The sequence below is a fragment of the Terrabacter sp. 01T434 genome (assembly GCF_056398545.1).
This window is the reverse complement of the sequence record NZ_JBFTPP010000012.1, coordinates 22,068-43,656: the sequence shown is the minus strand read 5'-3', so window position 1 is coordinate 43,656 and position 21,589 is coordinate 22,068. Positions and strand designations below refer to the sequence as shown.

17 protein-coding genes are annotated in these 21,589 nt (G+C 71.3%); 5 read left to right on the top strand and 12 right to left on the bottom strand.

Annotated features, from left to right (window positions below):
* Positions 1-117: 117 nt before the first annotated feature.
* The 4 genes from AC1DIW_RS20325 (at position 118) to AC1DIW_RS20310 (ending at position 3,652) form a co-directional block, all read left to right on the top strand.
* Positions 118-705 (top strand): SigE family RNA polymerase sigma factor, encoded by a 588-nt coding sequence (locus tag AC1DIW_RS20325; protein WP_478110494.1) that lies wholly within the window; start codon positions 118-120, stop codon positions 703-705.
* Complete coding sequence (locus AC1DIW_RS20320) at positions 702-1,790, top strand: hypothetical protein (protein ID WP_478110492.1); 1,089 nt, start codon at positions 702-704, stop codon at positions 1,788-1,790. The genes AC1DIW_RS20325 and AC1DIW_RS20320 overlap by 4 nt, the downstream gene beginning before the upstream one ends.
* Before the next feature lie 128 nt (positions 1,791-1,918).
* Positions 1,919-2,557, top strand: coding sequence for a PadR family transcriptional regulator (locus AC1DIW_RS20315; protein ID WP_478110491.1), 639 nt, complete (start codon positions 1,919-1,921; stop codon positions 2,555-2,557).
* A gap of 3 nt (positions 2,558-2,560) precedes the next feature.
* A complete protein-coding gene (locus AC1DIW_RS20310; protein ID WP_442280893.1) occupies positions 2,561-3,652 on the top strand; it encodes an inositol-3-phosphate synthase in 1,092 nt (363 codons plus the stop codon).
* Positions 3,653-3,783: 131 nt separating this feature from the next.
* Here AC1DIW_RS20310 and AC1DIW_RS20305 read toward each other — a convergent pair whose 3' ends face one another.
* From AC1DIW_RS20305 to AC1DIW_RS20295, 3 genes are all read right to left on the bottom strand, one after another.
* Positions 3,784-4,488 carry a DUF4190 domain-containing protein gene (locus tag AC1DIW_RS20305; RefSeq protein ID WP_478110489.1) on the bottom strand — a complete coding sequence of 235 codons (705 nt, stop codon included), beginning with the start codon at positions 4,486-4,488 and terminating at the stop codon, positions 3,784-3,786.
* Positions 4,485-5,264 (bottom strand): hypothetical protein, encoded by a 780-nt coding sequence (locus AC1DIW_RS20300; protein WP_478110487.1) that lies wholly within the window; start codon positions 5,262-5,264, stop codon positions 4,485-4,487. The genes AC1DIW_RS20305 and AC1DIW_RS20300 overlap by 4 nt, the downstream gene beginning before the upstream one ends.
* Before the next feature lie 144 nt (positions 5,265-5,408).
* Positions 5,409-6,098: a DedA family protein gene (locus tag AC1DIW_RS20295; RefSeq protein WP_478110486.1), complete on the bottom strand. Its 690-nt coding sequence runs from the start codon at positions 6,096-6,098 to the stop codon at positions 5,409-5,411.
* A gap of 173 nt (positions 6,099-6,271) precedes the next feature.
* On the opposite strand from AC1DIW_RS20295, the gene AC1DIW_RS20290 reads away from it, so the two are divergent.
* Positions 6,272-6,910, top strand: a complete 639-nt coding sequence (locus tag AC1DIW_RS20290; protein WP_478110484.1) for a peroxiredoxin — start codon at positions 6,272-6,274, stop codon at positions 6,908-6,910.
* Positions 6,911-6,978: 68 nt separating this feature from the next.
* On the opposite strand, the gene AC1DIW_RS20285 is transcribed toward AC1DIW_RS20290, so the two are convergent.
* The 9 genes from AC1DIW_RS20285 to AC1DIW_RS20245 form a co-directional block, all read right to left on the bottom strand.
* A complete protein-coding gene (locus tag AC1DIW_RS20285; RefSeq protein WP_478110482.1) occupies positions 6,979-8,040 on the bottom strand; it encodes a threonine aldolase family protein in 1,062 nt (353 codons plus the stop codon).
* Positions 8,041-8,162: 122 nt separating this feature from the next.
* The gene (locus AC1DIW_RS20280) at positions 8,163-8,894 is read right to left on the bottom strand and encodes an SDR family NAD(P)-dependent oxidoreductase (protein ID WP_478110480.1); all 732 of its coding nucleotides are present in this window, start codon (positions 8,892-8,894) and stop codon (positions 8,163-8,165) included.
* Positions 8,891-10,243: a DUF6421 family protein gene (locus AC1DIW_RS20275; RefSeq protein ID WP_478110651.1), complete on the bottom strand. Its 1,353-nt coding sequence runs from the start codon at positions 10,241-10,243 to the stop codon at positions 8,891-8,893. The genes AC1DIW_RS20280 and AC1DIW_RS20275 overlap by 4 nt, the downstream gene beginning before the upstream one ends.
* Positions 10,244-11,026: 783 nt before the next feature.
* Positions 11,027-11,302 carry a WXG100 family type VII secretion target gene (locus AC1DIW_RS20270; protein ID WP_478110478.1) on the bottom strand — a complete coding sequence of 92 codons (276 nt, stop codon included), beginning with the start codon at positions 11,300-11,302 and terminating at the stop codon, positions 11,027-11,029.
* Positions 11,303-11,357: 55 nt separating this feature from the next.
* Positions 11,358-11,633 carry a WXG100 family type VII secretion target gene (locus AC1DIW_RS20265; protein ID WP_081633740.1) on the bottom strand — a complete coding sequence of 92 codons (276 nt, stop codon included), beginning with the start codon at positions 11,631-11,633 and terminating at the stop codon, positions 11,358-11,360.
* Positions 11,634-11,913: 280 nt separating this feature from the next.
* Entirely contained in the window at positions 11,914-16,314 is a 4,401-nt protein-coding gene (locus AC1DIW_RS20260) for an FtsK/SpoIIIE domain-containing protein (protein WP_478110476.1), read from the bottom strand.
* On the bottom strand, positions 16,311-19,007 hold the full coding sequence (locus AC1DIW_RS20255) for a transglutaminaseTgpA domain-containing protein (RefSeq protein ID WP_478110474.1): 2,697 nt from the start codon (positions 19,005-19,007) through the stop codon (positions 16,311-16,313). Before AC1DIW_RS20255 ends, AC1DIW_RS20260 begins: the two co-directional genes overlap by 4 nt.
* Positions 19,004-20,473: a DUF58 domain-containing protein gene (locus tag AC1DIW_RS20250; RefSeq protein WP_478110472.1), complete on the bottom strand. Its 1,470-nt coding sequence runs from the start codon at positions 20,471-20,473 to the stop codon at positions 19,004-19,006. The genes AC1DIW_RS20255 and AC1DIW_RS20250 overlap by 4 nt, the downstream gene beginning before the upstream one ends.
* A gap of 34 nt (positions 20,474-20,507) precedes the next feature.
* Complete coding sequence (locus AC1DIW_RS20245; RefSeq protein ID WP_442280903.1) at positions 20,508-21,491, bottom strand: AAA family ATPase; 984 nt, start codon at positions 21,489-21,491, stop codon at positions 20,508-20,510.
* Positions 21,492-21,589 lie beyond the last annotated feature (98 nt).

The following is a 21,589-nucleotide window of genomic DNA, read 5'->3' as shown; positions in this document are numbered from 1 at the left end:
AAACCGGCGAGGCGCTTCACACGAGCGGCACAACCACCCCACAGGCTCGCTTCACATACCCCCGCATGACGTGCAACCTTTCTCCCGGGCCAGCCGGTCCTGCAGGGTGTGACGACCGTGACGACTGTGACGAGCGCCGACGCCGGGGCGAGCAGCTCCTCGACCGGGCCGCTGACAGGGGGACCAGCCGTGGACCGAGGGTCCTTCGACGACTTCGTGGCGACGCGCTCCACGAGACTGCTGCGGACGGCATACCTGCTGACGCACGACCGCGCCCTGGCGGAGGACCTCGTGCAGACCTCGCTCGCCAAGGCGTGGTTCGCCTGGGCGCGCATCGAGGGCCAGCCCGACGCCTACGTCCGTCGGGTCATGGTCAACACGTACTCGAGCTGGTGGCGGCGGCGCTGGAACGGTGAGGAGGCGACGGCCGAGCTCCCCGAGCGTGGCGTGGGCTCCGGCCCCCGTCCCGCCGACGACGTACGCGTGGACGACCGCACCGACCTCTGGCGGGCGCTCGCGCGCCTGCCGAGACGCCAGCGGGCCGTCGTCGTGCTCCGGTTCTACGAGGACCTCTCCGAGGTCGAGACCGCCGAGATCATGCAGTGCTCGGTCGGCACCGTGAAGAGCCAGGCGAGCCGCGCCCTCGCCAAGCTCCGCATCGACCCCACCCTGGCGCCGAACTCCGACGAGGAGCGTGTCCGATGAACCTCACCGACCTGCGCGACGAGCTGACCACCCACGCCGACGACCTCGGCACGGCCACCGACCTCCGGGCCGGCGTCGCCGCGAAGGTCACGCAGACGAAGCGCCGCCGCGCGGTGGCGGTCGGTGCCGGCGCCACCCTCGCGGTTGCCGCGCTGGCCGTCGGGGTCGTGACGTCGCTCGGCCGGCCCAGCCCGACCGTTCCCGCCGGCACGCCGTCGAGCACGGCCCCGATGATCGGCGCCGACGGCCTGCCGTACCGCGCCGTTCCGGACGCCCACGGCGACATCATCAAGGACGGCTTCCGCCTTCGGGCGCACTCGGCCGACAGCCTGCTGGCAGGCGGCGCCATCGGCGACGTCGGGCAGCGCTCGCTCGACGTCGACTGGAACCCGACGACGAAGAAGATCTCGCTCACCGTCGAGTGCTACGGCCCCACGACCTCGCCCACAGCAACCCGAGACCTCATGGTGCGGGCCCGGGTCGGCGCCCTGGAGGGCTACGTCTCGATGTCCTGCTCGGCGACGGCACCGGGCGGCGACCTGCCCGTCGGCGGTCTCGAGCTGGGTCCGTCCGGCCAGGGGTCCGCCGACGTCACGGTGGGCAGCCCGGCCACCCTCCACGTCGACCTCGTCGACAGGCAGAACCGTCCGGTGTCGCGACCCGGGGTGCGACTCGTCGCCGCCGTCTACGAGCTGGGTCCGCAGACCGAGGTCCGCGACGCGGCGCAGCAGGTGGTCGGCCTCGTCCCGGACGCGCTCGAGCACCAGGGCTACACGTACCGGCTACTGGCGCTCACGGCCGGACCACTCACCGATGTCGCTCGCCGGAAGGTCGAGCTCGAGGCACCGTCGAGCGGCCCCTACCTCGTCACCTACGGCACCGTCGGCACCGGCTCCCTCCGGGCGAACCCGGGCTACTACACGCTCGACGGCCTCACCGGCCAGGCCTCACAGGTCCAGGAGGGTGGCAGGGAGACCGTGCCCCAGTCCGCGGGTCGGGGGCAGTGGCTCACGGTGCAGCTCGGCGAGGGATCCCCGAACTCGACCGGCACGGCCTACATCGCCACCTACGTCCTCGCGCCCTGACGATCGAAAGAGCAATCCGTACCCACGCTGCGCGACCGCGCGGTCACACACGACGGACGGATTGCTCTTTCGATCGCACTTTGACTGGCGATGTATCGCAGCGATATATCTGCCTGTATGGTGAAGGCGTGCCGTCATCCCCACGTCCTCAGAGCCGCCGTGCCGCGCTGCTCGAGTTCGCGGTCCTCGGCCTGCTCCATGACGGTCCCCTGCACGGCTACGAGCTGCGCAAGCGGCTGACCACCGCGCTCGGCATCTTCCGCGCCCTGTCCTACGGCTCGCTCTACCCGGCTCTGCGTCAGCTGCTCGACTCGGGCTGGATCCACGAGACCAGCGAGGCGGCGACCGGGACGAGCAAGCGTCCCCGGATCACCTACGAGCTGACCGCGGACGGCAAGGAGCACTTCCAGGACCTCGTCGCGGCCAGCGGCCCGGACGCCTGGGACGACGACGACTTCGACGTCCGCTTCGCCTTCTTCTCCCGCACCGAGGCCCAGGTCCGGCTGCGGATCCTCGAAGGCCGTCGCTCCCGCCTCGAGGAGCGTCTCGCCAACATCCGCGACGCCTCCCAGGCGCGCCGCGAGCGCATGGACAGCTACACCCTGGCGCTGCAGCAGCACGGCGAGGAGCGCGCCGAGCGCGAGGTCCGCTGGCTCGAGGAGCTCATCGTCGCCGAACGCCGCGCGGCCCTCGACCCGGGCCCAGCGGCATACGACACCACCGACATCACCACCCCCCAGAGCACGACCACCAACAACAAGGAGTGATCCATGGGATCCGTACGCGTCGCCATCGTCGGCGTCGGCAACTGCGCGAGCTCGCTCGTGCAGGGCGTCGAGTACTACAAGGACGCCGACCCGACCACCGGTGTCCCCGGCCTCATGCACGTCAAGTTCGGCGACTACCACGTCTCTGACGTCGAGTTCGTCGCCGCGTTCGACGTCGACGACAAGAAGGTCGGCAAGGACCTGTCCGAGGCCATCAACGCCTCGGAGAACAACACCATCAAGATCGCCGACGTCCCCACCACGGGTGTCGAGGTCCAGCGCGGCCACACGCTCGACGGCCTCGGCAAGTACTACAAGCTGACGATCGACGAGTCGTCCGCCGAGCCGGTCGACGTCGTGCAGGTGCTCAAGGACCGCAAGGTCGACGTCCTCGTCTCCTACCTCCCGGTGGGCTCCGAGCAGGCCGACAAGTTCTACGCGCAGTGCGCCATCGACGCGAAGGTCGCCTTCGTCAATGCGCTCCCGGTCTTCATCGCCTCCGACCCCGAGTGGGCCGCGAAGTTCGAGGCCGCCGGCGTGCCGATCATCGGTGACGACATCAAGAGCCAGGTCGGCGCGACCATCACGCACCGCGTCATGGCCAAGCTCTTCGAGGACCGCGGCGTCGCGCTCGACCGGACGTACCAGCTCAACGTCGGCGGCAACATGGACTTCAAGAACATGCTCGAGCGCGAGCGTCTCGAGTCCAAGAAGGTCTCCAAGACCCAGGCCGTGACGTCCAACCTGACCGGCTCGCTCTCGGGCCTCGTCGACAGCAAGAACGTCCACATCGGCCCGTCCGACTACGTCGCGTGGCTCGACGACCGCAAGTGGGCCTACGTGCGCCTCGAGGGTCGCGCCTTCGGTGACGTGCCGCTGAACCTGGAGTACAAGCTCGAGGTCTGGGACTCCCCCAACTCGGCCGGCATCATCATCGACGCCATCCGCGCGGCGAAGATCGCCAAGGACCGTGGCATCGGCGGCGCCCTGCTGTCCGCCTCGTCCTACCTCATGAAGTCCCCGCCGGAGCAGCGTCCCGACGACCTCGGCCGTGCCAAGCTCGAGGCGTTCATCGCGGGCACCGAGGCGCGCTGACCCCAGCGAACATCCCCGGGTCGAGGTGACAGCCGACCCACCGCGGTCGCCGATCACCTCGACCCGAGCACGTATGCCGTGAGGCCCCCTCCCAGCGGGAGGGGGCCTCACGTGCGTGTGGCGTTCGCGGCCTACTTCAGGACCGAGCCGGTGAGCTTGCCCGACGTTGCCGCGAGGATGCAGACGGCGTGCCGGTCGAGGCGCCACGCGAGCGCCGTGTCGGGGTAGACGAAGCTCAGGTCGGCGTCCGTCACGTTGTCGCGGAGCCGCGGCTCGACCGCGTCGCTGCAGGCCCGTCCGGCGAGATCGGCGGCCTGCTTGTCTCCGGGGAAGGCTCCTTCGCGGAGCTCGACGATCGCGGCAACCTGGGCCTCGTGCGCTCCGCTGCAGGCGCGGGAGGTCACCGCGTCGACCGCGGCGTCCGGAGTGGCCGGCACGCCGTCGAAGCAGTCTCCCGCCTTGAGGTCCTGGAGGAACACCGACTGAGCCGGAGCGACCTGCCCGGAGGCGTCACGCTCCGGCCCGCCGGCGAAGATGCCGATGGCGAGCAGCGCAGCCCAGGCGAGCACGCCGAGCGCGCCCAGGACGATGCCGGTGATGGCCATGCCCCGACCTCGCTGGAAGCCGCCTCGCAGCTGGTTGAGGGCGACGACGCCGAAGACGACGGCGAGCACGCCGACCAGGGGAACGAAGGCGGCGAGACCGCAGCACAGGGCAGCGATGGCGAGTCCGTTGCGCCCTCCAGGCGCCGGCACCAGCTGACCGCTCTGACCGGGCGTCGCCGTCACGGGTGGGACCAGCGGCGGGCCGCTGGGAGGAGGGAGCTCTGTGGTCACGCCGGGTGGTCCTCGTCGACCGCCACGACCGTGATGGTGGCTGGGGCATTGGGCTGGAGCGGCTGCGGCGTGATGTCGACCGCGAGCCGCGCCCCGACCGCCTCGGCGACCCAGTACGCCGGGCCCGTCCGGCGGGGGCGCATCGGCCGCCACGGGTTGCCCGTGCGCTCGAGGCCACCGCCAAGCATGTCGAACACCGCTTGCGGGGGCACGTCGATGTTGAGCCGGGACCGAACGGCCGTGACGACGTCGTTCGACAGTGCGGCGTACTCGCGGTCGTCGATCTTCCGGGTGCGCAGGTCGTCCCAGACCAGCACCGCACCCCAGAGGAGGAAGAAGATGAAACCGATGTTGCCGACGACGCTGCTCTTCACCATCCCGATGACACCCAGCACGACGATGGTCGCCACACCGCCCCACACCAGGAGCTGGTAGCGACGCTCGCGACCCGGGTCGAGGCGCGCCAGGTCGGGGACGTGGACCTCGACGGTGCCCAGCACCCGACCTCGCGGCCGGCGGTGCTCCGCCAGCCGCAGGGCCGAGACGGAGGTGACGCCGTTGCCGAGCGGGGCTCCCTCGATGGTGAGCTCCGACCCGATCGCCAGGTCGAGACCCTCGACCTGGTCCGCGCGGGTGGCCGAGAGGAACACCTGGGCGGCGTCCGTGTGCGGGTCGTCGTCGGTCTGCACCCAGAAGATGATCCCGCGGTCGTCGTCCAGCACGGTCTGCTCCGGGCGGCTCGCGACGATGCCGTGGAAGGTCTGGGGGGCGGTCACGGTGCTCCTGCTCGGGTCGGGGCAAAGCGGGGCTCAGCCGCCCCGCGCAGGAGCATGACAGGTCATTCCCTGATTGGGGTCCAAATGGGGCAAAGAGGATGAACTATCAATGCGGGCGCCCGACATCGGCCCGCGTCGCCCGCGTCAGCCCGGCGACGGCATACGCGACGGAGTCTCATGACCCTCGCGACCCTCGGGGCCCGCGTCGGCGCCCGTGTCGGGGCCCGCACTGTGCCGCCGCTTCTGCCAGATGACGAGCGCCACGACCACGACCACCGCGACGACGACGGCAGCACCCCGTCCGAGCCACGTCTCGACGCGGGCGTACGACTGTCCGGCGAGGTAGCCGGCGGTGACCACGACACTCCCCCAGGCGATACCGCCGGCCGCGTTCCAGGCCAGGAAGGTCGGGTAGTGCATCTTGGACATCCCGGCGAGCGCCGGCATCACGGCGCGCAGGAAGGCCGTCCAGCGCGACAGGAACACTGCGGTGCCACCTTTCCGACCGAGGAAGTCCTGCGCACGGTCGATGCGGTCCCGGTGCCGGTCGAAGGCACTGAGCCCCACGACCCGGCCGCCGAGATGGCGACCGACCTCGAAGCCGACGCTGTCGCCGACGATGGCCGCGACCACGACCACGACGAGGACCGCCGCGAACGGCACGTGTCCCAGCGAGGCCGCGACCCCGCCGAGGATCGCGACCGTCTCACCCGGCACGACGAAGCCGACGAAGAGCGCATCCTCGACGAAGACGACCCCGCCGACGACGAGGAGCACGAGCCAGACCGGTGCATGGAGGACCTGGGTGGTGATCGTGTCGAGCAGAGCGCTCACGTCGGACTCCTCGGGGTGGCGACAGGGTTCGAGGAAGTCTTGGCGGCTTGACTGGGTGCCCGCTGAGTGCGCGTCACAACATTTGGACACCCATAACGCGGTGCATGGTCTTGTGGTCACAATGAGTCGCAGACCGGGGCGCGCCGTGCGCCCGACCGCGAGAGGACGAGCCAATGGCAACACCGCGACTGGGCGAGATCGCCCCCGACTTCGAGGCCACGACCACCGAGGGCCCGATCCGCTTCCACGACTGGAAGGACGCCAGCTGGGCCGTCCTCTTCAGCCACCCGGCCGACTTCACGCCGGTCTGCACCACCGAGCTCGGCCGCGTGGCCGCCCTCGAGGACGAGTGGGCCCGGCGCGGCGTCAAGGTGTTGGCGGTGTCGGTCGACCCGATCGAGCAGCACGAGGAGTGGAAGGGCGACATCGAGGAGGTCGGCGGCGCCAAGGTCGGCTACCCGATCATCGCCGACGACTCCCGCCAGGTCTCCGAGCTCTACGACATGATCCACCCCGGCGAGGGCGACACCTCCGGAGTCCGCTCCGTCTTCGTCATCGACCCGGCCAACAAGGTCCGCCTGTCGCTGACCTACCCAAAGAGCGTCGGCCGCAACTTCGACGAGATCCTTCGCGCCGTCGACGCGCTCCAGCTCACCGACAGCGGCCCGTTCTCCACACCGGCCGACTGGCGCGAGGGCCAGAAGGTGATCGTCGCCCCGACTGTCTCGACCGCCGACGCCCGCGAGCGATTCGGCGCCGATGCCGTCGACGAGGTCAAGCCCTACCTGCGGTTCACGACGGCCCCGGCCTGACGCGTTTCGTCACAGGGCAGGGCCCGCACCTCGGCGAGGTACGGGCCCTGCCGCTGCAACGGGAACTCTCAGGCGCCGAGGAGCCGTTCCAGCTCCGCGAGGAAGGCGTCGACGTCGGCCTCCGTCGTGTCCCAGGAGCACATCCAGCGCACCTCGCCGGTGGCCGGGTCCCAGTCGTAGAACCGGAACCGCTCGCGCAGCGCGTTCGCGACGTCTCGGTCGAGCACCGCGAAGACGGCGTTGGCCTGCACCGGGCGCTGGACCGTGACGCCGGCAAGCGGCTCGACGCCCGCCGCGAGGCGGGTCGCCATCGCGTTGGCGTGCGTGGCCGAGCGCAGCCACAGGTCGGTGCCGTAGAGCGCGATGAGCTGTGCCGACACGAAGCGCATCTTGGAGGCCAGCTGCATCGACAGCTTGCGCACGTGGACGAGCCCGAGGGACGGGTCGGCGGCCAGCTCGGGGTTCACCACGACGACCGCCTCGGCCGCGAGAGCGCCGTTCTTGGTGCCGCCGAGGCTCACGACGTCGACGCCGGCCTCGCCGGTGAAGGCGGACAGGTCGGTGCCGAGGGTCGCGGCGGCGTTGGAGATGCGGGCGCCGTCGAGGTGGACCCGCATGCCCAGCGAGTGCGCATGGTCGCTGATGGCGCGCACCTCCTCGGGCGTGTAGCAGGTGCCGAGCTCGGTGGTCTGCGTGATCGACACGACGAGCGGCTGCGCGCGGTGCTCGTCGCCGAAGCCCCAGGCCTGCCGGTCGACGAGCTCCGGCGTGAGCTTGCCGTCCGGCGTCGGCACGGTGAGCAGCTTGATGCTGCCCATCCGCTCCGGCGCCCCGCCCTCGTCGGTGTTGATGTGGGCCGTCTCGGCGCAGACGACGGCGCCCCAGCGCGGCAGGAGCGCCTGGAGGGCCACGACGTTGGCGCCGGTGCCGTTGAAGACCGGCCACGTCACGGCGCCGGCGCCGACGTGTCCGGCGACGACCTCCTGCAGCCGCGTCGTGTAGGCGTCCTCGCCGTACGCGATCTCGTGGCCGCCGTTGGCCTCGGCGAGCGCGGCGAGCACCTCGGGGTGCAGGCCGGCGTAGTTGTCGGACGCGAAGCCGCGGCGCTCGGGGTCGTGCAGGGTCGTCACGGGAGTCCTCACTCGGTCAGTCGGTCGGTCAGGTCGGCCTGGGCGGTGACCCAGCGGACGGATTGCTCTTTCGATCGAGCTCCGGGCGCCTACGGGGCGGACGAAGTGCTCTTTCGATTGCGTCAGAGGTCGACGCGCGCGCCGTTGAGGGCTGAGGGATCCCCGTCGAGCAGCCCGGTGAGCCACTCGGCGATCGCCGCCGGGCTGGTCGCCGTGCGACCCGTCCCGATCCACCTCACCACACCGATGACCGCGGCCGAGCCCGGGGTCGCCCCGTCGGACCCGAAGGAGTCCGCGAGGGCGCCGAGCCACGTCTCGGCCGCTGCCTTCGCGCTGGCGTATGCCGCGTTGCCGGCCGTGGGTGCCTGTGCGGCAGCCGCGCTCACGATCGCCACGCGCCCTCGCCCGGAGGCGAGCAGGTGGTCGTGCAGCGCGAGGGTCGTGTGCCGGAGCGTGTCGACGAGGTTGCCCGAGAGCCAGCGCCAGTCGTCGTCGGTCGAGTCGGTGAAACGGTCACCGCCGCGCCAGCCACCGACGAGGTGGAAGAGCGCGTCGACGTGCCCGTGGTCCGCCACGACGTCGCGGGCGAGGGCCTCGACAGCATCGCCGTCGAGCAGGTCGCAGACGCGCGTGTCGAGACGGCCGCCGGCGTCGTCACCGAGCGCACCGTCCAGCTCGGCGCGGAGCGACTCGAGCGAGGCGGCGTCGCGGCCGACCGCCACCACCTGCTCACCGCGGGCGAGCACGGCGGCGCAGGTCGCGCGCCCGGTCGCTCCGGTGGCGCCGGTCACGACGACGACCCGCACGGACGGCGCAACCGAGCCGACCGAGCCGACCGAGCCGGTCGCGGTCACGCGCTCGCCCCGGTGATCCCGGCCGTCGACTCGATGATGCCCTTCATCTTCTTGGACAGGGCCTCGTAGAACATCGAGAGCGGGAACTCGTCGGGCAGCACCGCGTCGGTGAGCCCCTTGGGCGGGCCGTCGAGAGGCAGTGCGGTCAGGTCGCCGTCGCGGTGCCGGGCCCACGCCGACACCGGGTGCGGCGTCAGCACGGACGCGACGAGGTCGTAGGCCGCCAGCCAGTGCGCGGTCTTGGGACGGTCGATCGAGCGCCAGTAGAGGTCCTCGACCTTCCGGCCCAGCTCGAGCACCGGCTCCGCCACGCGGTCCCACTCGATCGTGAGGCGGTTGTCGGTCCAGTGCAGTACGCCCTGCTGGTGCAGCCAGGCGAAGAGGAGCTGTCCGCCCAGGCCGTCGTAGTTGCGGGTGCGGTCACCGGTGATGGCGAAGCGGAAGATGCGGTCGAAGAGGACGGCATACTGCACCGACCGCGCGTAGGGGTGGCCCTGCTCTTCGAGCGTGACGGCCTCACGGAACGCCGTGAGGTCGCAGCGCAGCTCCTCGAGCGAGTAGAGGAAGTACGGCATCCGCTGCTTGATCATGAACGGGTCGAAGGGCAGGTCCCCGTGCATGTGGGTGCGGTCGTGGATGAGGTCCCACATGACGAAGGCACGCTCGGCGAGGTCCTGGTCCGCGATGAGGCGCGCGGCGTCCGGCGGCAGGGACAGGCGCGTCACGGCGGCCGCCTCGGACACGACGCGACGGAACCGGGCCGCCTCACGGTCGGCGAAGATGCCGCCCCACGTGAAGGCCGGGACCTCGCGCATCGCGACGGTCTCGGGGAAGAGCACGGCGGAGTTCGTGTCGTAGCCCGCGGTGAAGTCGAGGAAGCGGATCGGCAGGAAGAGCTTGTTGGAGTAGTCGCCGCCCTCGAGCTCGGCGACGAAGTCGGGCCAGATCACCTCGAGCAGGACGGCCTCGACCTGGCGGTCCGGGTTGCCGTTCTGGGTGTACATCGGGAAGACGACGAGATGGGGGAGTCCGTCGACCCGGTGCTGTGCCGGCGCGAACGCGACGAGGGAGTCGTAGAAGTCCGGCACGTCGAACCCGCCGTCGGCCCAGCGACCGAAGTCCTTGACGAGGGCTTCGAGGTAGTCGGCGTCGTGCGGCAGCTGCGGCGCGAGGGCCTCGATGCCGGCGACGACGCGGCCGACGTGGCCTGCGGCGGCCTCGTGGTGGGCGGAGTCCGGCACGGACCCGTCGGCCACCTGCAGAGACCGGAGGTCGGTGACGGCGGACTTGAGCCCGGCCCAGGCCTCGGAGCGGACGAGCGGGTGGGTGGCGCCGTCAACGGGGCGCACCCGACGCGGCGCGACGAAGCAGACGGCGTTGTGCACGAGCTCGGCGAACGACTGCTCCCCGGCGGCCGAGGCCGCATCCGGGACGACGGTCAGCACGGCGACACGACCGGCACGACCCGCACGACCGGCACGACCCGCCTCGGTCGTCGTGGTGGCGGCCACCGGCACTCCGCCGGCGGCGAGCAGCGGACGGGCCGGGGCCTGCACGACCAGCGAGCCGGAGGCACGGAGGGCGCCGAGGTCGACGCGCGCCAGCAGGTCCTCGCCGATCTCCGTGTCGCGCTCGACGCGGACGGCAGGCCGGAGGGTTCCGGTCGCGGTGTCCTCACCAGCGGTTACACCGGACAGGGCGCTCGCCGGGGCACCGAGGACGACGACGCCCCGGCCGTGGGCCAGCGCGTCACCTACCTCGTCGTCCGCGGCCGAGGAGGCATCGACGACGAGGACGTCGGCCTCCTGGGCGGGGTTGGGCACGCAACCGCGTCGGGTCAGCGCGTCGGCGAGGTCGGGCCGGTCGGCGACGACGGTCACGAGGGGAAACAGGCTCACGAGGGGCCTCCTGTCCGGAGATACTTCTGCATTGCTGCCTTGCTGATGAAGAATCTACGGGTCGACGGCGTACCAACGCCAATTCGTCTCGCCGGCACGTGACATGACGCACATCTGGGCATCTCCGGTCGACGAGCCGGGCACACGAAAGGGCGGCCGCTCCTCCCCTGAGAGAGCGACCACTCTTCGCGCTACGGCTACCGCGGAGCCGTCTGGCTCACGCGAGCGCCAAGCTCACTTCGACGACGTCTGCTTCTGCGTCTCCGCGTTCGTCTTGCACTTCCTGCCCATGGCGTCGAGCTTGTCGCCGGCGGCCGAGACGACCTGGCGCTGGCCGTGCCAGTCGCTCTGGAACTGCTCGGCGTCGGTGCCGCCCCAGTTGCCCTTGATGTTGGAGACGGCGCCGTTGACGGCCTCGACGATGCCGTCGAGCTCGCCCTTGTAGCCGACGAGCTTGTCACCGGACGCGGACACCGCGTCGGCGTTCATACCCTTCTTGTAAACAGCCATGTCAGTTCCCCTTCAGAAGTGAAGCGTGTGTTGGTCTTGTGTGAGCGAAGGTCGATCAGTACTGCGACGAGGTGCTGCGCTGCTGCTGGACCTCGTGGTCGATCGTCGACTTCATCTCGGTGAGCAGCTTCTGGGCCTTCTGGAGCTCGGGACGGTGCGTGCCGGTCCACTCCTGCTCGAACTGCTTGGAGTCGTCACCCTGCCAGTTCTGCTTCAGGGACTCGACCTCCTGGTCGACCTTGGTGATGAGCTTCTGGATGGCCTCCGCCTGCTGCTGCAGGACGTTGCCCTGGGCGTTGACCTCATCGTCGTTCATTCCGAGCCAAGCCATGACCTTCTCCTTTGCCTGTGTTCCCCCGACTGATTCGGGAAGTTCTCTTCCGGACCAACCGTGCAGGCCCGCGCTGTTCGAAACTCCTCGACGTTGACACCTTCGGGCGGTTCGTCCGATGGGCGGCTTTCGTCGACATGCAGAAACCTATGTCAGCGTTTCGGGGGTGTCGATGGGGAGCACTCCCCATGTTTCGCCGCCCCCGCGGACACCGCTGGCGTATGCCGTGAGCGTCCTTCGATTCCCTTGTGCCACAACGCTTTCGGCGGGTTCAGCGAGCTCACGGCAGGGCCGCCTGGAGCAGCTCGAAACGGCCCTTCTCGATGAGGAAACCGCGTCCTGGGGGGAGCTCGGCCCGGTTGAGGGCGGGGAGGTTGGCCTTGAAGACGGAGAGCCCCTCGTTGCCGTCCGGGTGCAGGGCGAGGCCCGAGCGCGACGTCTTGAGCAGGGCCTGCAGGCCGAAGTTGCTGCTGAAGAACGCCGCCTCGCCCTCGGCGACGACGAGCTGGTCGTTGTCGACGCAGGCCTTGGTCAGGGTGGTCAGGGCGTTCTCGGCGCCCGACGGGGCGAGGTCGTCGATGCGCTCGACGAAGACGGCGATGGGCCTCGTGACGCGTCCCTCCTCGATGTCGGCGGCGAGCCGGGTCGCGAGCGCCGTCGTGGCGTCCCCGCCGACGGCAGTCTCGGTCCAGATGCCGAGGTCGAGCAGCTCGGAGGTCCGCCGCGGCGTCATGAGGTAGAGCGCCGAGGCCGAGCTGAACCGGAAGAGGCCGGCCGCCGTCGTGGCGACCGCCGTCGTGCGCCCCGAACCGGAGGGCCCGGTGATGATGAAGGTGCCCTTCGGGTCGAAGCCGTGCGGCTCGAGGCTCGAGGAGGCGACACCGACGACGGGTCGACCCCCGAACTCCGACGGCAGGTCGCCGAGCGGGATGACCTCGGCGAGACTCTCGATCGGCGGCGCCTGGCTGACGCCGGCCTTGCGCGTCGCGTCGGCGAAGGCCTCGATCGCCGCGGCCTGGACGGTGACGTCGGACGAGCCGCCGAGCACCGCAACCTGGACCTCCGAGCCTGACATGAGGCCCCGTCCGGGCGGGGAGGCCATCGTCAGGACGTCGCCGGGCACGCCGAAGACGGAGTAGTCGTCGACGTTGCTCATGCGCAGGATGATCCGTCCCTGCACCGCCGCGGCGAGGTTGGTGGGCAGGCCGGTGCGCTGGTCGGAGGCGATGATGAAGTGCACGCCGACGGGGCGCCCGTCGGCCGCGAGACCGGCCAGCAGGTCGAGCCACTGGAAGCGTCCGCCCACCTCGTAGGCCTGCCGGAACGCCGTCATGTTGTCGATGAGCACGAGCACGCGCGGCTCGTCTGGTCGACCGGCCAGGCGGCGGTAGTCGGTGATCGTCGCGGCACTGACGGCCGAGTAGCGCGAGGCGCGTTCGTCGATCGTGGCGCGCAGCATGCGGAGCAGCCTCGTGACGCGCTCGTGGTCACCGCCCGGCACGATGGATCCGACGTGCGGCAGCGTCTCGAGCATCGCGAGACCGCGGTTGCCGAAGTCGAGGCCGTAGACGTGGCAGGGGCCGCCGCGCACCGTGTAACCAGCCGCGACCGCCATCGAGCGCAGGAAGACGGACTTGCCCGAGCCGGACGTGCCGTAGATCGCGATGTTGCCCTCCTTGTCCGGGCGGAACGCGATCTCGGGCTGGGCCTGGTTGTCGGGGTCGTCCGCCACGCCGAAGACGAGCTCGTCGTCGCGGCGCTCCGTCGGCAGCGTCGCGAGGTCGTAGACCGCGCGCATGTCGGGCAGCCACGGCTTGCGGGGCTTGGGCAGCTCGGCGACGCGCGCGGCGCGGCCGAGCGTGCCGACGAGACGCTGGATGTCGGTCGGGCCGAGGTCGGCCGCGTCGTCGGCGCCCTCGACGCGCGGCGGCTCCCACTCGGTGCCGCGGCCGAAGGTCAGCGTCTCGACCTTCATGTCGGGCGGCGGCGGGACGTCCGAGGTCCACCCACCGGCATACCCCGTCTGGAAGGGGACGAGCCGGCCCGGGCCGGTCTTGGACACGGCCCGGCCGGGGAGGGCGGGGTCGAAGAACGCGGCCTCCTTGGACCCGAGCACGTCGTCGGAGTCGTTCTCATCGGCCATGCGCAGCGCCATCCGCAGGTTGGTGTTGGCGCGCAGGTTGTCCTTGATGACACCGGCGGGACGCTGCGTGGCGAGGATGAGGTGCAGGCCGAGCGAACGACCGCGCTGGGCGACGTTGACGACGCCGTCGACGAACTCGGGCACCTCCTGGACGAGGGCCGCGAACTCGTCGACGACGATGATGAGCGAGGGCGGGGCGTCGACCTCGCCGCGGCGCTCGAGCTCGACGAGGTCCTTGGCCTTGTGCCGGGCGAGCAGGTGCTCGCGGTAGTGCAGCTCGGCCGCGAGCGACGCGAGCGCGCGACGCACCAGGTGCGGCGACAGGTCTGTGACGAGGCCGACCGTGTGCGGCAGCTTGACGCAGTCGCGGAAGGCCGAGCCACCCTTGTAGTCGACGAGCAGGAAGGTGACGCGCTGCGGCGAGTGGGCCGCGGCCATGCCGAGGATCCACGCCTGGAGCAGCTCGGACTTGCCGGCACCGGTCGTGCCACCGACGAGCGCGTGGGGTCCGTCGGAGCGGATGTCGACGGAGAACGTGCCCTGGCTCGACTGTCCGACGATGGCGCGCAGGTTGCCGGGCTTGCGTGGCAGGACCGCCGGCGCATACGGGCCCGTGAGGATCGAGCGCGACTCGCCCCACTTCTCGATGACGGCCTGTTCGGAGCTCGCGAGGTCGGTGCCGGCGAGGGTGAGGAGCGAGACGGCCCGGGGCAGGTCGCTCGCGTCGTCCACCGGCACTCCGGCGTCCACGACGGGCGCGAGCTGGCGCGCGCACGCCATCGCCTCGTCGTAGCCGATGCGGTCGATGGCGACGGGCTGCACCTCCTCGCCCGCGTGGACGAAGCCGGCGAGCGAGCTGTGGTCGTCGCTGACGACGAGGAAGGTGTGGCACGCGGCCGGCAGCAGCTGCTGGGTCTCGGCGACCCAGACGACGACGATGCCGTGGCGGTGGCCGCGCTCGGCGATCGCGACGAGGCGGCTGCGGTCGATGGGGGCGTCGCTCTCGACGAGCACGAGGACGGTGGGACGCTCGGCGTTCGCCTGCTCCTGCTCCTTCGCGGTGCCCTTGGCCTCGATGATGTCCTCGAGGGCGTCGGCGAGGGCCGAGCACCCGGGCGCACTCGCAGCGAGGTGGTCGACCTCGATCGGGCTGTGCGGCGACGTCGTGTGCGGAAGCCACTTGAGGAAGTCCCAGTCACGCGCGGAGCTGCCGGAGGCGAAGGAGCAGACGGCGAGCTCGGCCGGTGAGTGCAGCGACGCCATCTGGAGCACGACGGAGCGGGCCGCGCCGAGAGCGCTCGCGCGCTGGCCGGCGATGCCGACGGCGCCGTCGGTCAGGGGGGCGGCCACGACGGGGACGTCGCGGACGACCTCGAGACCCTGCAGCTCCTCCGAGACCGCGAGCCAGGCCTCCGCCTTGGAGCGGCCGACCGCGGGCATCTTGATCGCGGACCGGGACGGGCGCGTGCCGAGGCCGAGCCGGAGCTCGCCGAAGCCGTTGCCGTCGCGTCGGCGGGTCCACAGCAGGGCGCTCCGGTCGCGGACGGCGGTGAGGCAGTCGACGCCGCTGGGGTGCTCGGCACGCCGGGTGTTGCCCTCGACCTCGAGCGAGCCGCGGATGCGCTGCGAGAGCAGCTCGAGGTCCTCGCGGAAGTCCGCCATCGCCTGCGCGTAGTCCTTCTTCTGCTGGCGCCGCGCCTCGTAGTAGGTGCCGGCCATCATCATCGGCATCATCAGCATGAAGATGATCGAGAACGCACTGCGCGTGATGAGGTACATGACGATGCCCATGAGCAGCGGCACGACCATCGCGACGAGCGGCATCGGGCCCCGCTTGCCGCGCTCCGGCAGGTCGGGGACCTGCCACTCCTGTCCGGAGAAGAGCGGCGCCACCCGGGGCGAGCGCGAGAACGCAACGGTGCCGGCGTCGCCGGACAGGACGCCGCTGCCGGGACGGCTGACGACGCCGTCTCCCTCGAGGTGCACCTCGAGCTCGGTGTCCCCGACGCGCACGACGTCGCCGCTCTTGAGGTGCGCGCGCGTCACCTGCTGCCCGCCGGCGGTGATGCCGTTGGCCGAGCCGAGGTCGACGACCTCGACGACCTCCTGGATGACGAGCTTGGCGTGCTTGCGCGAGACCGACTCGTCGGACAGCTGCACCTCGCAGCCCCGACCTCGGCCGACGTATGCCGTCCCGCGGGCGAGCGGGAACTCCTTGCCCGCGTCGGGGCCGGACCGGATGAGGGCGACGGCCGCTGGACGGCCCCGGTCCACGAAGCCCTCCCCGGCGCGGGTCACCGAGACGCGCATGCCGGACTGCAGACCGCTCTCGGCGACCGTGGAGCGCGGGTCGAGCCCGCGCAGGTCCTGGTCGACGAGGGCGAGGGTCATCGCGGTGTCGACCCCGAGCACGCTCGAGCGGTTCGGGTCGGCGGCCGCGAGATAGGAGGCGAGGTCACCGACCGTGGTCGCGGAGTCCGTCGTCGCGACGAGGTCGGTCTCGCGGTCCCCGGAGCGGAGGACGAACTTCAGCTTCACGCGTCTCTTCCCTTTCGTGCCGCCCGAGCGCTCTTGGCGCTGGGGGCCATGGTGCCGCGGCGGGTCGTCGTCGCCGGTTCGCGCCGCGTGGGCGCATCTCGGCCCTGGCGGCGCGAGGTGCGGATGCGGGCGGGCGCGAGGCCGGAGCCGTTCGGTAGGTGGTCTCGGAAGGTGCGCAGCGAGACGTCGCCACGCAGCCTCTGCCAGAAGCTCTGCTCGCTCCGGATCCGCTGGCGCGCCGTCTCGACGTCGGCCCAGAAGGCGTCGACCTCCTCCGGCGTCGGCTCGGTGACGTCGAAGACGTGACCGTTGGCGGCGGCCGCGAGCGGCACGAGGGCCAGCCCCCGTCGAGTGCTCACTTCCTCCCCATCCGTGGGCGGTGCCGCCGACTCGGGTCCAGGGAGGAAGCGAGCACTCGACGGGACGGGGGCGCCGATGACGGCGCCGTCGACGACCGGGCTCGGCTTCTCGGGCGCGGGACCGAAGACGTGCTCCTCGAGAGCGCGCGCCTGCTCGAGCCGGGTTCCCTTGACCGGCAGGGGCATGCGCAGGTCGCGGGCGGTGTCGACGACCTCGCGCCAGCCGCCGCTGACCCGGCTCGCGGTCTCGCCCGTCGTGCGCCGACGCCGCCGGCGGAGCCACTTGGCCCCGCGGATGGCGCCGTAGACGAGCAGCAGCACGAGCAGCGGGATGACGACGAAGAAGAGGAGCCAGCGCAGCCAGTCCGGCCAGTTGTTCGGGTCGAGCGGGTTCTTGTCGTCCTTCTGCGGGGTCTTCAGCTGGGTCGCGTTCTGCGCCTGGTCGGGACCCTGGAGGACGCTCGGCGGGTTGTTCGCCGCGGGCGGCGGCACCTGGGCGCCGGTCTTCTTCTCCTCGGACTTCTGGATCAGCTGCTGCGGCTTCTTGTTGCGGTCCGGGACGAACTGCTTCCAGTAGATCGGCTGCCACGACCCGTCGGCCCGCGCGACCTCGACCCAGGCGTGGACGTCCTTGCCCTTGATGGCGCCGGTGGCGTCGGGCTCGGCGCCGAGGACGACGCGCGCCGGCACTCCGAGGCGGTTGGCCGCGAGGGCCAGCCCGGCGGCATACTGCTCGTCGTCGCCGGCGAGCTGGGTGGCCTTCATGAACTGCGTCATCCGCCGGAGGCTGTGGCCCGGGAGGAAGATGTTCTGGTAGTCGCCGGGCGCGCCGCCGTCGGTGTAGGCGCCGTCCTGCATGGCCTTGGCGACGGCGACGACCTTCTCCCACTGGCCGTCGACGCGCTCGGTCCACGGCGAGATCTTGTCGTCGATGAACGTCAGGTTCTGGCTGTCGACGACGGTGCCGTCGGCGACGTCGACGCTCTTCGGCAGCTCGGCGTCGACCTTCTGGGCCAGGGCGGTGACGGTGTAGGTGTCGCCGGTCTGGAGCTTCTCGGGCAGCACACCGGTGTTGGTGTCGACGTTGAAGCGCAGGTCGCCCCTGAGCTGGTCGGCGCGGGGGCCGCCGAACTCGAGACCGGTGACCGTGCCGAACGTCGGCAGCCACACGTCGCTGTAGCCACCGGCCGGAACGCTGACCGTTGCCGTCACCGGGTCGCCGGCGCCCTCGGCCGCGATGTGGCTGCCGACCTTGCGGAAGCCCGCGCCGTCGGGGGTGTCTCCGGAGCCGTCGTTGGCGACGTTGCCGGCGCCCCAGACGAAGTCGTCGTAGGAGTCGAGAGCGGCGATGCGCACCGGCACGCCCTGCGGCAGGCCCTTGACCGTCAGCAGGGTCTTGTCGAAGAGCTGGGCGCCGTTGGGTTCGGTGTACTGCCGGAAGCCGGCGAGCGGGGACGGGTACTGGGCCACGTCGGCGGGCGGGACGAGCGCCGACCGGAAGACGGTGCGGTCCGCCCCGTCGGCACCCGGCAGCAACGGCCCGACGAAGAAGCCACCCACGGTCGCGACGGCGAGTAGCGCGGCAGTCGTGACCGCCCGGGTGGTGCGGCCGGCGCCGTTCTGCAGGGCGGGCCGGTTGCGGTTGCTGCGCAACGCGGTCCAGCCGATGGCGACGAGGGCGAAGACGGCGCCCTGGAGCAGCGTCGCCGCGGGAGTCAGTGTGCCGAGCACGATCGAGGCGACGAGGAGCACCACCGGCGCGACGAGCGCCAACACGGCACCGGCCCAGCGACGCGCGACTCCGTAGGTCAGCACGGCACCGACGAGCCCGAAGAGGAACGGCAGGGCCATGTAGGGGCCCTCGGAGTCGACCGGAGCGAGCGCCGTCAGCAGCTCCTTCCAGCCGGGCACCGCCATGTGCACGAGCGTCGCGAACGTCTGCCCCGACGGGATGAAGCCCGCGACGAGGTCCTCGCGAACCGCGACGGGCCCGCCGAGCAGGAGGTAGGCCGCCGCGACCGCGAGCAGCGTGACGATGCCGTAGGCCCGGAACGTCGCGGTGACGTGGGTGACGATCAGGCCGATGACGAGGCCGGCGAGTCCGACCCAGAGCCAGCCGAGTCCGAAGAAGGTCGTGCGGAAGCCGACGAGGGCCAGCGCCACGAGTACCAGGGTGAAGCCGGCGTCGACGAGGTGGGGGACGGTCGGGCGCAGACGGACCAGCTGGGCACGGAGGCGCTCGCCGGCCGTCGGCGGTTTGACCAGCGCGGACGGAGGCGGTGCCGGGATCGAGCCCGTGGAGCCTGCCGGGCCCGGTGACATCGGTGAGCTCATCGGGCCACCCCTGAGACGAGAAGCGTGCGGAGGTCCTCGAGCGCGGAGAGCGTGAGGATGACGAGGCCGCCACCATGACGGATGCCGTGGTCGGCCATCGGGTCGATGACGACGATGACGCGCGTGACCTCGGGGGGGAACTGTCCGGCCGCGCGCTGCAGCTCGACGAACGGGCGGTGCGGGCCCGTCACGAGGAAGCAGGTGCTCGTGTCGGGGGCCAGCTCGACCGCGTCGAGCGAGGTGGTGAAGAGGTCGACCCGTCCGGGCTCGACCCGCGACATCGCGTCGAGGCCCACCTGCGGGACCGACTTCGTCACCTTCTGCGTGCCGCAGACGATGGTGGCGTCCTGCTCGTCGAGCATGACGCGGACCATGATCGAGCTGCCGACCGAGATCGCCGTCTCGACGTCGGCCTGGACCGCCGTCGGGGCGTTGGCCGCCATGACGTCGCGCTCGACGTCGCGGTCGGAGCGCCCCGTCCTGCCGTGGCCGGAGCGGTACTGCTCCGGGTCGGGGTCGACGATGACCGTCACGTGCGAGCGCCGGGTGTCGAGGAACTGGCGCACGAGGAGCTTGCCGGCCTTGGCCGAGCTGCGCCAGTGGATGTAGCGGCGGTCGTCACCCGGCTGGTACTCCCGGAGCGCGTGGAAGGCGAGGTCGCTCATCGAGACGTCCTCGGTGGTGCTGCCTTCGAGGTCTCGCAGCAGACCGGCCCCCAGCGACTCCAGGGCGACGGTGCGCGGGTGGACGAAGAGCTCGGTGCGCTCGGTCCACGTCAGGGTGCGGCGCATCAGGCCGAGCGGGTCGCCCTGCACGGTCGTCGCGGGGCCGACCTGGATGACGCCGCGGCGCGAGGTCGGGACGACGAAGAGCTCCTCGTGCTCGCTGCCCGGGGTCAGCGCGGGCAGCACGAAGCGTGCGGCCGACAGGCCGACGGGCAGCTCGACGAGGATCGGCAGCATCGGCGTGCGCGCCTCGTTGGTGACGAGGATCCGCCCGGTCGCGGGTTCGCCGACGACGACCCGTCGCGGGTCGACCTCGGCGAGGATGCGGACCTTGGTCCGTCCGAGCGCGAGGACGAAGCAGACGACGAAGAGGAGCAGGGCCGCAGCGGCGACCATGAGCAGCTCCGTCCACCCCCACCGCGCGCCGACGGCCCAGCAGACGACGCCGAGTGCGAGGATCGTCCACCCGAGCGGGGAGATCCACCGCACGAGGCCGGCGACCGGACGCCAGACACCCTCGGTCTGGTCGGCCACCTGCTCGATGGAGCGGGTGATCGGCGCAGTGATCTGGCGGATGCCACGGCTCGTCGACGCCGGAACGGCGTGCGCGCGACCACCCGTCGTGCCGGTGGCTGCCGCCGCCACCGGCGCGGCGGCACCGGCCGACGCCCCCTGGCGTGACGGCATACGGAAGCGGCCGCCGCGACGCGACGGCGCGGCCTCCTGGTCCTGCTGGGTCATGCGGTCCCCTTGGTTGCTGCTGTGCGAGCGGCGGTCAGGCCGAGGCGCGCTCGGCCGGCGGCGCGATGTCGCCGAGGATCTGGTCGACGCACTGCTCGACGGTCGTTCCGGCGAACTGCGCCTCGGCGTTGAGCAGGAGGCGGTGGCTGAGGATCGGCTCGGCGAGCAGCTTGATGTCGTCGGGCACGACGTAGGTGCGGCCCTGGCTCGCGGCCCACGTCTTGGCGCAGCGGACGTAGGCGAGGCAGCCACGCACCGACAGGCCGAGCTTGAGCGAGGGGTGGCGGCGCGACTCCTCGGCGATGCGGCTGACGTAGCCGAGGATCGCCGGGTCGACGTGCACCTCGTCGGCGAGCTTGCTCATCTCGACGATGACGTTGCTCGCGATGAGCGGGCTGAGGGTCTTGGCGCGGTCACGCGTCTTGGCGTCCGCGAGGACGGCGATGGTCGCCTCGTGGTCGGGATAGCCGACGCTCGCCTTCATGAGGAAGCGGTCGAGCTGCGCCTCGGGCAGGCGGTACGTGCCGGCCTGCTCGATGGGGTTCTGCGTCGCGATGACCATGAACGGCTCACCGACCGAGTGCGGCTTGCCGTCGATGGTGACGCGGCCCTCCTCCATGACCTCGAGCAGCGCCGACTGCGTCTTCGGCGAGGCGCGGTTGATCTCGTCGGCGAGCACGATGGTCGCGAAGATCGGGCCCGGGTGGAACTCGAAGGACTGCTTCGTCGGCTCGTAGATCGTCACGCCGGTCACGTCGCTCGGCAGCAGGTCGGGCGTGAACTGGATGCGGCTGTGCGTGCCCTGGACCGTGGCCGAGAGCGCGCGGGCGAGCTGCGTCTTGCCGGTGCCGGGGTAGTCCTCGAGGAGCATGTGGCCCTCGGAGAGCAGGCAGGTCAGCGCGAGGCGCGTCACGTGCTGCTTGCCGAGGACGGCCTTCTCGATGTTGCCGACGAGCTGGTCGAACGTGTGGGCGAACCACGTGACCTGCTCCTGGGTGATGCGGCTGGTGACGCTCATGGGTTTCGTTCTCCTGTGGTGCTGCTGGTCGATGCGTGCGTATGCCGCTGGGCTGGCTCCCGCCGCGGCGCGCGGTCCGTGGGTCGTCCCTGGGCGGT

Excerpts from the sequence above, each read along its gene's own strand:
- AC1DIW_RS20290 (WP_478110484.1), top strand. The coding sequence starts at position 6,272 with ATGGCAACACCGCGACTGGGCGAGATCGCCCCCGACTTCGAGGCCACG.
- AC1DIW_RS20265 (WP_081633740.1), bottom strand. The coding sequence starts at position 11,633 with ATGGCTTGGCTCGGAATGAACGACGATGAGGTCAACGCCCAGGGCAAC.
- AC1DIW_RS20255 (WP_478110474.1), bottom strand. The coding sequence starts at position 19,007 with ATGAGCTCACCGATGTCACCGGGCCCGGCAGGCTCCACGGGCTCGATC.
- AC1DIW_RS20245 (WP_442280903.1), bottom strand. The coding sequence starts at position 21,491 with ATGAGCGTCACCAGCCGCATCACCCAGGAGCAGGTCACGTGGTTCGCC.
- AC1DIW_RS20250 (WP_478110472.1), bottom strand. The coding sequence starts at position 20,473 with ATGACCCAGCAGGACCAGGAGGCCGCGCCGTCGCGTCGCGGCGGCCGC.
- AC1DIW_RS20320 (WP_478110492.1), top strand. The coding sequence starts at position 702 with ATGAACCTCACCGACCTGCGCGACGAGCTGACCACCCACGCCGACGAC.
- AC1DIW_RS20270 (WP_478110478.1), bottom strand. The coding sequence starts at position 11,302 with ATGGCTGTTTACAAGAAGGGTATGAACGCCGACGCGGTGTCCGCGTCC.
- AC1DIW_RS20310 (WP_442280893.1), top strand. The coding sequence starts at position 2,561 with ATGGGATCCGTACGCGTCGCCATCGTCGGCGTCGGCAACTGCGCGAGC.